The following is a 14,647-nucleotide window of genomic DNA, read 5'->3' on the forward strand; positions in this document are numbered from 1 at the left end:
AAATATTTAAGTGGATGAATTGGGGCTGCTGCATTTTTGCAACAGCCCCTTAACATTAAATAATTATTATTTTTTTAATTATTCCAACTAAAATTATATGATCCTCCACCTATTGGAACAGTATAAGAATGATTACTTCCATTTTCCCAAATTACTTTTCCATTGCTATCCTTCTTTATAGCTTTAAATTCATAATTATTACCTTCAGCAAGATTTACAGTTACTACTGCTTTTCCATCTTTATAATCAAATTGTGATGGATATAATCCAGTAGTCCAATCAGCCATTTCCCATCCATCTCCTGTTAAATATAAACTTTCTCCATTTCTTAAGTTAACATTATCTACTGTAAATGTTACAGGAACAGGTTTTTTTACAACAATATTTGCAAAAGAATCAAGTTCAGCTTTTACTGTACCATCATTATTAAAAAGATTTCCAAATCTTAAAAGAGTAAATCCTGAAAAATTATAATTATATAACATTTCAGCGCAATTTTCATATGATTGATTATTATCTTTAATATCTAATGCATTTTCTCCAAAGATTTTCATACCTTTTTCTTTAGCTAAATTTGCAACATTTATAATCAGGCTTTTTGGTTCTGAATAAAATGGATCTTTATATGCATCTGAATCATTCATCTCAAGGCATGTAAAAGTTAAATCAAGATTTGATTCTTTAAATTCATCGAGCAAAGAGCTATAATTATAATAACCTGCACAATACTCTGTAGAACGTGGCATGCTTGGACTATTAATAAGCCAATGTACACCAGATACTTTTGCTCCTATTCTAACATTAAAAATTGGGTCAAAGTTTTCATGTGCAATTGAAGCTATTTTATCCAAATGTTTTTCAAGAACTCCTTGATACCATTTTAAAAAGTCTTTTCCGTAAGTTGTCTTATAACCATTCTCAAAAAAGTTATCTCCATCAGTAGGAGGAGTTATTTCTTCAAAACTTGTTAAATTTGTATTCCAAGCATCATTAACAGAAGAAATAGTTGTATACTTATTTTTTATTGAATTTTGAAAATCTGATACAGCTGCATCACTATAGCATTGCAAATATCCACGTTCTGGATACTTCCAGTTTAATGCTATATTATAAGATGGAAATCTTAATTCACCTGAAGGACCACCAGAAAGGTAAACTTTAGTTATAATATCTTTATAGTCACTAAAGTTTGATGCAAATGAAGCATAAAGTTCATCATATTGCTTTTCAATTCCAGACCACCAAGGACTAAGAGATTCTTTATCCCAACGTCCTATTTCATCTTTAAATTGCATATTATCAACTGTATCTTGTGTCCATAACCATGAAGGTAGCGGTCTATATGCTGAATCATTTACATTGCTACCACATTCATGCGTAGATATAATAGGAACCCATTTTAATCCTGATTCACGAACAACATTTGCATATGTTTTATAATAATTCCAGTCAAATTGATTATCACCTTGACATTCAACATCACCCCACCATACATCTGTGGTAAGAGCGTATATCCCCTTATTTTTAAGAGTTATTAGTTGTTCTTTAAACTTGTCCCAATCATTTATCTTATCTAATGGAGCCATTACATAAGCTTTGTAATTTGTGTTAATAGATGATGCATAAATACAAGTATTAGAAGATAAATTTAACGTAACCGTTATCATTAAAACTAATACAAATCCTAAAATTTTTTTTAATTTTTTATTCATAAATTTCATTTTTTATTTCCCCCTTTATTTTTATTTAACTCTTTAAAATCAGTATTTAAACTATTTATTATTTATACCCCCTTCCCTAGTTATCTATTGATACAAGCTATATTGAGTAAATTTTAAAAAATATACTGGTTTCATAATTAAAACAAGATCATTAGTATTTTCTTTATTTAAATGGTTATTTTATTAAAAGAATACGCTAATTAATATGTTATTTATTATAAAATATTAACATTATTTTGCATTAATTAAGAATATTAAGTTTAAGCTTTATGCAAACGTTTGCTTTGATAATTAAAAAAATATACTATAATGATTATTTTAATTTTAAGACATTATAATATGTAAAGATAAATTAATTACAAATATAATTAATACCTATTATGGTAATTTATTGAATAATATAATGATACCTAAAAATGTAATAAAATTCAAGAGATAATTATATTTAATGTTCATTTTATAGATTAATACCTTATTCTCTATCTTTAACAAGTTTTTCAAGCAAAAGTATCTAGTAGTTTCCCTCTCTTCATATAAAGTAACATTTTTGCTTATATTATATATCTAGGTACTAATAATATTATTTATAGATACTAAGACATTTATTATATAAATTCTAAATATGAAATTGTGATACCCGATAATATAGCGAACAAAAAAAGTGTTCGCCTTAATGCTAATTGATGTTTTTACCTTCTAGCAGTTCTTTAAAAACCATGTTATGTTCTATATCTTTACTCAAAGCTTGAATAACTCTTATAATATCATTTTCTGTTATTTTATTATTAGAATTTATAGAAATTCCAATTATGTATGCTTTAATTATTCTATAACTATTTTTTAATATATTAATGCTTTGTAGTAAATTCTGTCCTTTATTAAAAGGTATTAGATCTTTGAAAATCTGGTTTACCATATAATTTTCAAAAATATAACTATACTCTTTTATAAAATTAAAAATGTTATTGTGATCTTCTAAATATTCAGATACATCCTTCACTTTCAAAATACCATTTTTATATTCATTTACACACTTTTTAAGTTTAAAACTTCTTATATTATTTATAAGTGTTTCATCCGCTAACATAGTAAAAAATATATTGTTTTCTCTCAGTTCTACTCCATTTAAACAATAGTAATTCATTGATTCTTCATTAAACTCTTCTAAAAGTTCTTCCAAAGCATCATAATTATTAGAATTGTATAGTTTTTGTATTTTTTCATAAAACTCAGTAAGAATATTTAATCGTTCATTTATAGAAAAATCTCTTAATTGCATAATATTTATAGAAATTACTCTTATATCCCAAAAATATTGAAGAAGACTTTCTGTTCCATCGAATGATTCACTATCAATAATTCGTCTTATTTCTATGGTATCTTCATCAAGCTCCTCTTCTGATTCAATAAACTCCATTTTATCTTTATTTAAAAATGCTTTAAAACATATTTCTTCACATGAAGGTAATCCACTCTTTTCATATACACCATCTACAATATTAAACACTCTAGGATATCTTTTGCAAGTTATACAAAGATTCTCTTCTCCAATTTCTCCATGTATATCGCAAAGCATATTAGAATTTAAAAAAGGACATGTACTTTTATCTTTAAGTATCATAAATCCATGATTAAAAGTATCATGTTCATTTTTATCTTTAATAAACTTTCCTTGTACTAAATCTTTAAGTTTCCCTTCACTGTTAATGTATTTATTATATGTATCTAAATCTATATTTATATCCCATCCTGCACAACATGTATCTGTACACTTTGGACCTATACATTTAAAATCATATATATATTTAGGTATAAAAGTATTTACTTTCATAATTAACTCCAATCTTTTACGTGAAATTTTAAGCGATTTATATTATAGCATATATCAAATTCATATATGTTGTTTTACAAATAATTATTTTATATTTTATTTAAGGTAATCTCAATACTTTCATTTAGGCAATTTAGCTTTTTTATTTGCTATAATTATAAATCTAATATCATTAAGCACTTATTATTACAATATAATAATATAAATAATAATTCTTAGGAGTTAAATATGAATGATAAATGATAAACGTCAATGTAATTTATACTTTGATCCAAATCCAGAAAACTACTTAATCGAATATAGAGGCAATTTTAAAGAAAAAATAGATAAAATCTCATATGCCTGTGGAGATATAATTAATGAAACTCTTGGAGTTATAGCAGTAAATTCTTCTGATTTACCTCGACTTTTAAAAGATGTATCTGAAATTATATTTGTAGATTTTAGAGCTATGTTTGTATTGCAAGATATTTCTCCAAATTCTGTTGATAATATAAATGTTATTAAAATTAATCCGTATTTAAATTTAACTGGAAAAAACGTATTAGTTGGAATAGTTGACACAGGTATAGATTATTTAAATGAAGAATTTATTAGAGAAGATGGTACTTCAAGAATTATTAATATTTGGGATCAAAGCATTAGAGAAAAGTCCAATATTGATAATTCTTTATATATTGGTGAAAGTTATTCAAATGAGCAAATAAATAATGCAATTAATGCTTATAAAAATAATGAAGATCCATATAAAATTGTTCCTTCAAAAGATGAAATTGGGCATGGAACAAAAGTTGCTGGAATTATTGGTGCTAAAGGATATAATTCTAAATTTAAAGGAATAGCTGAAAATAGTGACTTTGTTGTTGTAAAATTATTTGAATCAACAAATTTTAAAAAAACATTAGTTGAAAATAGAATTAGTCCTATTCCCGTTTATAATGCATCAGAAGTTTTATATGCAATAGAATATCTAAAAAATTTTGCTCTACGAGTAAAAAAGCCAATGGTAATATACTTAGGTGTTGGAAGTACTGAAGGTAGCCATGATGGTATGAATTTAATTTCTAGATATGTATCGTCTATTTCAAGTATAAGAGGTATAGTTATAGTGACTGGTGTAGGAAATGAAGGCGACTCTCAATGCCATACATCTGGTTATATTAAAAATGTAAATGATGTGAAAACAGTTGAATTAAAGATATCTAAAGAACTTAAATATTTTTCATTTAAAATATGGGTACAAAAACCTAATAGAGCTTCTTTAACTATAATTTCTCCAACTGGAGAATCCTCTAAATTAATTAAATCAAAAATAGGTAAATCTCAAAAATTTAATTTTGTTTTTGTAAATACTACTGTAAATATTGACTACTATACTCCTGAATATTATACAGGTCATGAGGTTATCGATATCAGTTTTAATGCTATAAAACCCGGAATATGGAAATTCGAATTATTAGGAGAGTATATTACTAATGGAAGATTTGATATTTGGCTTCAACCTAAAATTACTTTGCCAGAAAATACAATATTTCTCGAACCAAATCCTCTTAATACATTAACAATACCAAGTACAGCTTTTAATACTGTTACTACATCTTACTACGGCAATGATAATGCTTTAATTGCTGCTTCAGGAAAAGGATTTAATACAAATAATGCAATTAATCCTGATGTTGCTACTATAGGAATAAATATTTTAACAACTCAAGTTTCTGGTGGCACTTCCTTGCTATCTGGAAGTTCTGCAGCTACTGCAATAGTAGCTGGTGTTTGTGCACTTTTATTAGAATGGGCAATTATAAATAAAAATGATCCAGCTATATATTCAAAAAAAGTTAGAAGTTATTTAATGCATGGAGCATATAGAAATAAGATATTTACATTTCCAAATGAAGAAACTGGTTATGGTGATTTAGATTTATTAGGAATTTTTAATTTTATTGGTGGATCATATAGAAACTCTATTAATACATTTGTTCGTAGATCATATAGGGACTCTATTAATACATATGATGAATTCATCGAATATTATGTAGATGATTTGTTTATACGAATTCCAAAAGATATTATAGGAGGTAAACTATGAAAAGGCAATTTAATATTCCTAGAAATATTTTTAATGATACAAATAATGATAATTATATTATTCAATATCAAGGTGATATTATGGGCGAAATTTCTAAAGAACCTAATTATTATGTATTATTAATTAATGATAAATATGCAATAATATCTGTACCCAAAGACACAGAGCTAACTGATATACTGTCAAAATTTCCTTCCATTGTATATGTAAAACCTGCTGAAATGTATACACTTCAATCTATTTCTCCACTTGAAGCCTCTCAAGCTAATTTTTTACAGATAGATTTACCTTTAAATTTAACAGGAAAAGGTGTTAATATCGGTATTATAGATACAGGAATTGATTATTTATGTGAAGAATTTATGGATTCAAATGGAAAAACAAGAATTGAGTGTATATGGGATCAAACAATAAATAATGATACTGATAGTGACCGTATACCTTTTGGTAGCATTTATTTAAAAGATAAAATAGATGAAGCTATTAAAGCATCTATAAATGGAAAATCACCATATGAAATAGTACCAACAAAAGATGATATAGGTCATGGTACAAATATGGCTGGACTAATTGGAGGAACTGGTAAAAATCCAAATCTAAAAGGTGTAGTACCATCGTCTGATTTTGTAGTGGTAAAATTAGTAGAGGATTATTCATTTAAAGAACAATTTAATGTAAATATACCTGTATTTAATATAACTTCTATCTTTGCAGCCTTAGAATTTTTATATAAATATTCTTTACGTGTTTCTAAACCAATAGTTATATATCTTCCTCTTGGAAGTAACTTAGGAAGTCATACTGGAAATGATATTTTAGAAAAATATTTAGAAACACTATCATCCAATAGTGGGATTGCAGTTGTTACGGGAACTGGAAACGAGAGAAACAAAAAAAATCATACTAGTAATGTATTGTCTTATACTAACTATATAAAAGCAATTGAAATGGATGTATCCCCTGAAGAAAAAAATCTTTGGGTTGAGATTTGGACAGAGTCTCCAAATGTAGTTTCTTTAGATATAGTTTCCCCATCTGGAGAAAATACAGGTACAATGCCTCCTTTGATTAATTCTACTGAACTTTATACATTTATATTTGAAAAAACGTCAATAAAAGTTAATTACTATTTGCCAGAAGAATTCACTGGTGATGAATTAATACGTATTAGATTTTATAACATACAACCAGGACTATGGAAACTTAGATTAATTGGAAACTATATTTTAGATGGAAAAGTTAATGCGTGGATGCCTCAAGAAGGTATTAAACATAAAGATACAGGATTTAGTTGGGCTGATCCTTATGGAACCATTACCAATCCAGGAACTTCTGAATATTTAATTACTGCTGCTGCTTACAATCAAAATAATAATAATATGGTAGATTATTCCGGTGTAGCATTTATGGAAAATTTTCAAAATAAAATAGATGTTGTTGCTGGTGGAGTAAATGCTTTAACTGTAGCACCAAATAATCAAACTGCAATTGTTAACGGGACAAGTGTATCAGCTGCTATATTAGCTGGAACTTGCGCTATGCTGTTTGAATGGGGAATTATTAATGGTAATTATCCTTATATGTATTCTCAAAGTATAAAAACTTTTCTTGCAAGAGGTACTACTAAAAGAATTGGTGATATTTATCCTAACCCTCAGTGGGGATATGGAATTTTAAACATAGTAACTATGTTTCAAAATATGACATAATATATAACTTAAGATTGTGTAATTAACAATAAATGGTATTATTAATTAAGGTCTTTTAAATTATTAACTAATTCATAGTAAGAAGTACCTAGAAATAGATTTAAATTATTTCTAGGTACTTTCTGCTACTATATCATTATACGTTTCTATAAAATCTTATTTATTTTATATTTTTTTTAATATAAGCTAGGAGTAATATAATATGATATTAATTTTATAGCGTTACTCAATTTTTCTTCCGCAATAAGGACAATATTTAAATTTTTTTTCTAAATATCCATTGCAATACGGGCATTTCTCTGTTTCATAGTTGTTTTTAGTGCCTTGATTTCTACTCTTTTGCAAATCCCAATAAGTTATTGATATATCTTCATTTCTTTCAATAGCCTTACCTTTTTCTTTTGAAATATCATAAATAGTATTGCAATTATCGCATACTAAATAATAACTTTCATTCCATTTAAAAAGAGGAATAAAGAAAAAATGAAAAAATTCAAAGTTCTTAATTAATGTTGCAGTAACATTTTTGTTACACTTTTCACAACTTATATTTTCTAGTTTTTTTATTTCCTTATCTTTATTTTCTATACCGAACACACCTATAAAAAACATGTTTTTCACACCCTTCATTTGAATGTATACTAGTTATTTCTTTAAAACTTATTTAACAAATTTATTATAATTTTTTATCTATTTTGTATTATTAGGTGAATCAATTAACATTCCACTTTCATTTAAATAATATCAATCAATAGTAATATTTGAAGCCATTGTTCCGTCTTCATTTAGGTAATACCAATTAGCTTGATCTTTAACCCAGCCAGTTCTCATTTTCCCATCATCCCCCAAATAATACCATTCATCATTATATTCAAACCATCCTAGTATGTTTTGACCATTTTCATAATAATACATATAGCCACTTTTTTCTTTCCAACCATTAACAAAAATATTTTTTAAATTAAAGTTTTTAGAATTTACAAATTTATATTGTACTTTAAATAAAATCATAGCACCAAAAAATGATATACAAATAACTAATACCCCCACCTATAATAGATGGTTTATCAACTTTCATTATCATCTCTTCCTAAGTATTATATAAATAACCCTATTTATATAATATCAAAATCAAGAACTTAGTGTATATATTTTCATTGATTTATATTAAAAATAGAATAGTTTACAAATAATTATGGAATATACACAATATTAGGTTTATTTGAGTTACTACTTTTAGAAACTATTGATTTAATATTAAATACATTTTTTATTATATTCATTATTTGAATTATTAATTAATTATTTATAATTTTTATTACACTTTTTAAATTTATTATATTTGTCTAGTACATCTTTATTATCCTCAAAAAACATATTCAGCATCTTTATATTTTCTACAGTTTCGCTGCTTATCACGTGTTCTATTAATTCAGTTTCTATAAGTACTTCATCTTTTCCACCTAGATATTTTAAAAATTTTTCTATTATTATATGTCTATCTAAAAGATATTTGCCCAAAGTTATACCATTTTCAGTAAGTTCAATTACTCCATACTTTTCATAATTTATAAGTGCTAAATCTCCTAGTTTTTTCATCATTTTAGATGCTGATGAATCCCTTACATTTAACATTTGTGCAATCTTATTTAATCTAATTGAACTTTCTTCAAGACTGCATCTATATATCATTTCTAAGTAATCTTCCATAGCAGGTGTAAGTAATTTTCTAGTTGAATTTATATTTTCATATCCCCTTACTGTATGAAAATTTTCTTTCATTTTATCACCACCAATATTTATTTATATATTTTTACTTTATGTGTGTCACTTTAGAATTATTTCTCATATCTTAGTTTAGAGAAAGATTTTTAGCCTTAAGAAACACTCTTTCTCTAAACTAAAAACATTATATAAAAGGAGATATACAAATTATGAATGATAATTCTTTAAGTAATACAATTTCACTTAACAAACTACCCTTAGGGAATAAATGTAAAGTAAGCAAATTGGATGCTGATGGAGTAATTAGACGAAGATTTTTAGATCTTGGATTAATAACGGGTACAGAAGTTGAATCTTTAGGACAAAGTCCATCTGGAGATCCTATTGCATATTTAATAAGAGGAGCTGTTATAGCTATTAGATCTGAAGATGCTTCTAAAATTTTAGTGGAAACACTTTAATATTAAGCTTATTTATGTCTAATCCATTAATTTTATAAATAAAATTTTAAGTAATGTATAAAGGAGCTTTTTAATGGGATTAACTAACCAGTCTACTGGCACTAATGCTTTAGATAAAGATTTAAACATTATTAGAACCTCTAAAGATGATAAAGTAATTGCACTTGCTGGTAATCCTAATGTTGGAAAGAGTACAGTTTTTAATAATTTAACTGGATTAAATCAGCATACAGGTAACTGGCCTGGTAAAACAGTAACTAATGCTACAGGCAAATACACTCATAAGAAAAAAGAATTCACCTTAGTTGATATTCCAGGCACATATTCTCTTATGGCTAATTCAGTTGAAGAAGAAGTTGCTAGAGATTTTATATGCTTTGGAAATCCTGATGCTACTGTGATTATTGTTGATGCTACATGCCTTGAAAGAAACTTAAATCTAGTATTGCAAACACTTGAGATAACTGAAAATGTTTTAGTTTGTGTTAATTTAATGAATGAAGCTAAACGAAAAGGTATAGTGATAAATTTAGAAAAGCTTTCGTCTTTATTAGGTGTTCCAGTAGTAGGCACAAGTGCAAACATTGGCAAAGGACTGCAAGAATTAAAAGATGAAATTTATAATTTATCTTTTAATAGTGTAGAGAAAAACATTATAAGTATTAAATATAGTTCATTTATAGAAGATGCTATATTATTAATTGAAAAAGTATTTCCAGATAAATTAAAATCTAAACTAAATACTAGGTGGCTTTCTTTAAAGCTATTAGAGGGTGATTTAACATTATTGTCTTCAATAGATAATTATATTGGATTTAAATTACTAGATGATACTAGTATTGCGAAGGCTATTTATAATGCTAAAGAATATTTAAAAATTAATGGATTAGATGAAAATATGCTTAGAGATGAAATTGTAACAACATTAGTATGTATTGCTGAAAAAGTAAGTAAAGATGTAGTAGCTTTTAGCCTTGAAAAATATAATGATTTTGATAGGAAAATAGATAAAGTTTTAACTTCTAAAAAATTTGGTATTCCTATAATGATATTACTTTTAGCAGTAATATTTTGGATAACCATAACTGGAGCTAATGTTCCATCTGAAATTCTAGCTACTGGATTATTTTGGATTCAAGATAAACTTTCAGCATTCCTATTTTCTTTAGGGGCTCCTGTGTGGTTAGAGGGTGTATTAATTCAAGGCGTATACAGAACTCTTGCTTGGGTTGTTTCTGTAATGTTACCTCCTATGGCAATATTTTTTCCACTCTTTACTTTGCTTGAAGACTTAGGCTACTTACCTAGGATTGCTTATAATTTAGATAATTTCTTTAAAAAATCATGTGCTTGTGGAAAACAAGCTCTTACAATGTGTATGGGATTTGGTTGTAATGCAGCAGGCATAATTGGTTGTAGAATAATAGATTCTCCAAGAGAACGATTAATTGCTATTATTACAAATAACTTTGTACCTTGCAATGGACGATTTCCTACTTTAATTGCTATTATTACAATGTTTTTTGCTGGTATGTTTGTAGGACCATTTCAATCAATAGCATCTACTCTAATCTTAACTTGTGTAATACTTTTAGGGGTATTTATGACACTTACAATTTCTAAAATATTATCAAAAACTATTTTGAAGGGAATTCCTTCTTCATTTACTTTAGAATTACCTCCTTATCGTAAACCACAAGTTGGTAAGATCATAGTTAGATCAATTTTTGATAGAACCTTATTCGTTCTTGGAAGAGCTATAGTTGTTGCAGCGCCAGCTGGTTTGGTTATATGGTTAATGGCGAACTTAAATGTTAATGGACTTAGTATATTAACTCACTGTGCTAATTTTCTTAATCCATTTGCTCATCTTATAGGATTGGATGGATATATACTTATGGCTTTTATATTAGGATTTCCTGCCAATGAAATTGTAATTCCAATAATCATTATGAGTTATATGGCTGCAGGAAGCATGTTAGAATTAAGTAGTACAGCACAGCTTCATAGCTTGCTTGTTGAAAATGGGTGGACTTGGCTTACTGCCGTATGTGTAATGCTTTTTTCTTTAATGCATTGGCCTTGTAGTACCACATGTTTAACAATAAAGAAAGAAACTCAAAGTTTAAAATGGACAGCTATTTCATTTTTAGTTCCAACTATTACTGGAATTACTATATGTTTTATAGTTACATCAATAGTTAGAATTCTCGGGCTTGCTTAGAATAAACAAATATAAACTATTAATTCTATAAACAAAAAGAAAGTGATAATCCTTATAATATCACTTTCTTTTTGTTTAAGGTTTAATATAAAAATATACTTTAAACTTTACTAAATATTTTATATTACTATGTGTCTTGATAACATATATAATCATTTTCTTACACATGTTAACATTTTCATACAAATATTTTATTTGATTAATTATAAATATGATATAATAGTATGTATTTTATAATTTGGTAAATAAAACTACAAAAAACAAAAGAGAGGAAGGATTTTCAATGAAAAGTATAAAAACAAAAATATTAATACCAATTTTTTTAATTTCAATATTTTTCTTAAGTTTTATGTTTATTGAATTTACTCAAATAAAAAGTAACTTAAGTTTAGTTAATGAAATGGAATCTACTTATTTTACTACAGCATTAAAAGCAGATGAATTAAAACTTAATGTAGTACAAGTTCAGCAATGGCTTACTGATATAAGTGCTACAAGAGCTGCTGAAGGTTTTGATGATGGATTTGACGAAGCTGAGAAGTATGCTAAAAATATTGAGTTACTTATAGATGATCTTAAAAAACTAAATTCTAATAATATACAAGAAATTGAAGAGATAAAGAAAGACTTTAAACCATATTATGAAGTAGGCAAGGTAATGGCTAGTGCATATATTACTGGTGGTCCTAATGAAGGAAATAACTATATGGAAAGTTTTGATACAACTGCTGAATCTATAAATAATAAAGTTGATAAATTTAAAGACACTTCATATAACAATGTACAAGTATCAATTAAAAATATACAAAAGTCAATTCAACAAACATTAATATTGATAGCAGTTGCAGTTATTATTTTAATAGTTATAATAGTATTTTCATCTATATATATAACTAAAAATATTGTTAATCCAATAAATAAGATATTAGCTAAATTAAAATTAATGGCTAATAACAGTGGAGATTTAACTCAAAACATTGATTTTGTTAGTAATGATGAAATTGGTGAATTAGCTAAAAATTTTAATTTAATGCAAAATTCTTTTAGGAATATAATAAAGATCATTATGGAAGAATCTAATAACGTTGAAATTAAAGTAAAAGAAACCAATTCAGATATTAACACTTTATCTACTTTAATAGAAGATGTTTATGCAACTACAGAACAACTAGCTAGTGGCATTGAAGAAACTTCAGCTTCTACAGAAGAAATTAATGCTGTTGTTACTGAAATTAATTCAAATATTGAATCAATTGCGATAAAAGCTAAAGATGAAGCTAGTGATTCATTATTAATCAAAGAAAGAGCAAATAAACTAAAAATGATAGCTATATCGTCTAAAGAAATAGCTGAAAAGATTAATATACAAACTCAGCAAAAGGTCTTAGATGCTATTGAAAAATCTAAAGAAGTCGAAAAGATTAATGTATTATCAGAATCTATTCTACAAATAACTTCTCAAACTAATCTTTTAGCCTTAAATGCAGCCATTGAAGCTGCACGTGCTGGAGAAGCTGGAAAAGGTTTTTCAGTAGTAGCTGAAGAAATACGGAAACTTGCTGAAGACTCAAAAAGTACAGCATCAGAAATTAAAAATATTAATGATGTAATTATAAATGCAGTAGAAAACTTAGCTAATACTTCAAAAGAAATACTAAAATTTATAAACACCAATGTTATAAACGATTATGAGATGATTGTTAAAACTGGTGAACAATACAGTGAAGATGCAATAAAAATTAATAATATTACAACGGATTTTAGTAATATATCTAATAAAATAACTATTTCTATGAATGAGGTAGTTAAATCAATGGATGATATAAGTGCGTCTAGTACAGAATTAGCTAGTGGTACAAATAGTATTACTGAAAATATGCATATCATTTCTGATAATTCAGACACTGTAGTTAAAACAGTTAAAGATGTTACCACTAATACTAATAGATTAATTGAAACTGTTAGTAATTTTAAAATCTAAATATATAAAAAAGATATATTAAAATGTTATTAATAACAAATTTGATATATCTTTTTTATACTTTATTTTATTAATAAAATTCCTAATATATATAATAGATAAACATGTACGGGATAATATACATAAAATAAGTATTTCATTCCTTTACCCTTTTGACCATTATATAATAACATAAGTGGTAATGCTCCTATCATGATCCATTGATAATTAATTAAAAAGCTATTGCTTAAACTATAATCTCCATTAGCTCCGGATACAAATATAAATGCAGTGAATACTGTATATAAGATACTTAAAGCCACCTTTTTGCCTCTACATGAATATAATATTATTCCTAAAACTATCCAAGCAATTCCACCTTCTACTAAAAATGGTGTAGGTACAAAAATCATAGCTATTCGCATTAAAATCATAGGTAAAAAATCAAAAGTCAATAAAATTATTATGCCTATTAGTAGTGGCCCAATAATTAATGCTAAACCATAAAACATAAATTTAGATTCTTTTTCCACTCTATATCTTTTTATAAATTCTATTCCTTGCAAAAATATTGTAATTAAAAACATTGTTGCAAATATGTTATTCATTATAGCAATTTCACTGGGATGTGGCATAATCTTTTGAATAAGAGTATTTCCTAGTATCATAATGACAGACCAAATATATAATCTTCCAATATATTTTTTTCTATCATGAGTATGATAAAATCCTTCTACAACCATAAATATAAATAGTGGTGCTACTATTCTACCTAGCCAATGAAACCATACAGGAATATTCATTGAATAAGGCATAAATTCTCCTATATGATCAAATGTCATTAATATAAGTGCCAATATTTTGATAGTAAATCCATCAATTCCTTTTTTTATATCTTCCATAAATAATTCTCCTAATCTTTTTTAA

The 14,647-nt window shown here is 26.3% G+C and carries 11 protein-coding genes; 5 read left to right on the forward strand and 6 right to left on the reverse strand.

What is annotated here, in order from left to right:
- Positions 1-74: 74 nt before the first annotated feature.
- Together RGC78_RS09900 and fliB are read right to left on the reverse strand one after the other, a co-directional pair.
- Positions 75-1,721: a family 14 glycosylhydrolase gene (locus RGC78_RS09900; RefSeq protein ID WP_252212284.1), complete on the reverse strand. Its 1,647-nt coding sequence runs from the start codon at positions 1,719-1,721 to the stop codon at positions 75-77.
- A 676-nt stretch (positions 1,722-2,397) separates the two neighbouring features.
- The gene (fliB, locus tag RGC78_RS09905) at positions 2,398-3,552 is read right to left on the reverse strand and encodes a flagellin lysine-N-methylase (protein WP_252212285.1); all 1,155 of its coding nucleotides are present in this window, start codon (positions 3,550-3,552) and stop codon (positions 2,398-2,400) included.
- A 232-nt stretch (positions 3,553-3,784) separates the two neighbouring features.
- Here fliB and RGC78_RS09910 point away from each other — a divergent pair, with 232 nt between their 5' ends.
- The gene (locus tag RGC78_RS09910; protein WP_286673933.1) at positions 3,785-5,641 is read left to right on the forward strand and encodes a S8 family peptidase; all 1,857 of its coding nucleotides are present in this window, start codon (positions 3,785-3,787) and stop codon (positions 5,639-5,641) included.
- Complete coding sequence (locus tag RGC78_RS09915; RefSeq protein ID WP_252212286.1) at positions 5,638-7,350, forward strand: S8 family peptidase; 1,713 nt, start codon at positions 5,638-5,640, stop codon at positions 7,348-7,350. Before RGC78_RS09910 ends, RGC78_RS09915 begins: the two co-directional genes overlap by 4 nt.
- A 222-nt stretch (positions 7,351-7,572) precedes the next feature.
- Here the strand turns inward: RGC78_RS09915 and RGC78_RS09920 are convergent, their stop codons facing one another.
- The 3 genes from RGC78_RS09920 to RGC78_RS09930 all read right to left on the reverse strand — a co-directional run bounded on the left by RGC78_RS09920 (position 7,573) and on the right by RGC78_RS09930 (position 9,132).
- A complete protein-coding gene (locus tag RGC78_RS09920) occupies positions 7,573-7,962 on the reverse strand; it encodes a zinc-ribbon domain-containing protein (RefSeq protein ID WP_309556555.1) in 390 nt (129 codons plus the stop codon).
- A gap of 132 nt (positions 7,963-8,094) precedes the next feature.
- Positions 8,095-8,361 (reverse strand): hypothetical protein, encoded by a 267-nt coding sequence (locus RGC78_RS09925; protein ID WP_309556556.1) that lies wholly within the window; start codon positions 8,359-8,361, stop codon positions 8,095-8,097.
- Between the two features lie 291 nt (positions 8,362-8,652).
- Positions 8,653-9,132 (reverse strand): metal-dependent transcriptional regulator, encoded by a 480-nt coding sequence (locus tag RGC78_RS09930; protein ID WP_252212289.1) that lies wholly within the window; start codon positions 9,130-9,132, stop codon positions 8,653-8,655.
- 152 nt (positions 9,133-9,284) lie between these two features.
- Between RGC78_RS09930 and RGC78_RS09935 the strand changes: the two genes are divergently transcribed.
- The 3 genes from RGC78_RS09935 (at position 9,285) to RGC78_RS09945 (ending at position 13,741) form a co-directional block, all read left to right on the forward strand.
- The gene (locus RGC78_RS09935; protein WP_252212290.1) at positions 9,285-9,536 is read left to right on the forward strand and encodes a FeoA family protein; all 252 of its coding nucleotides are present in this window, start codon (positions 9,285-9,287) and stop codon (positions 9,534-9,536) included.
- Positions 9,537-9,609: 73 nt separating this feature from the next.
- The gene (gene feoB, locus RGC78_RS09940) at positions 9,610-11,760 is read left to right on the forward strand and encodes a ferrous iron transport protein B (RefSeq protein ID WP_309556557.1); all 2,151 of its coding nucleotides are present in this window, start codon (positions 9,610-9,612) and stop codon (positions 11,758-11,760) included.
- A 283-nt stretch (positions 11,761-12,043) separates the two neighbouring features.
- Positions 12,044-13,741 (forward strand): methyl-accepting chemotaxis protein, encoded by a 1,698-nt coding sequence (locus RGC78_RS09945; protein WP_309556558.1) that lies wholly within the window; start codon positions 12,044-12,046, stop codon positions 13,739-13,741.
- 62 nt (positions 13,742-13,803) lie between these two features.
- Here RGC78_RS09945 and RGC78_RS09950 read toward each other — a convergent pair whose 3' ends face one another.
- The gene (locus tag RGC78_RS09950) at positions 13,804-14,622 is read right to left on the reverse strand and encodes a TraX family protein (RefSeq protein WP_252212293.1); all 819 of its coding nucleotides are present in this window, start codon (positions 14,620-14,622) and stop codon (positions 13,804-13,806) included.
- Positions 14,623-14,647: the final 25 nt, after the last annotated feature.

Source organism: Clostridium aquiflavi (assembly GCF_031344075.1).
GTDB classification, from domain to species: Bacteria; Bacillota; Clostridia; order Clostridiales; family Clostridiaceae; genus Clostridium; species Clostridium aquiflavi.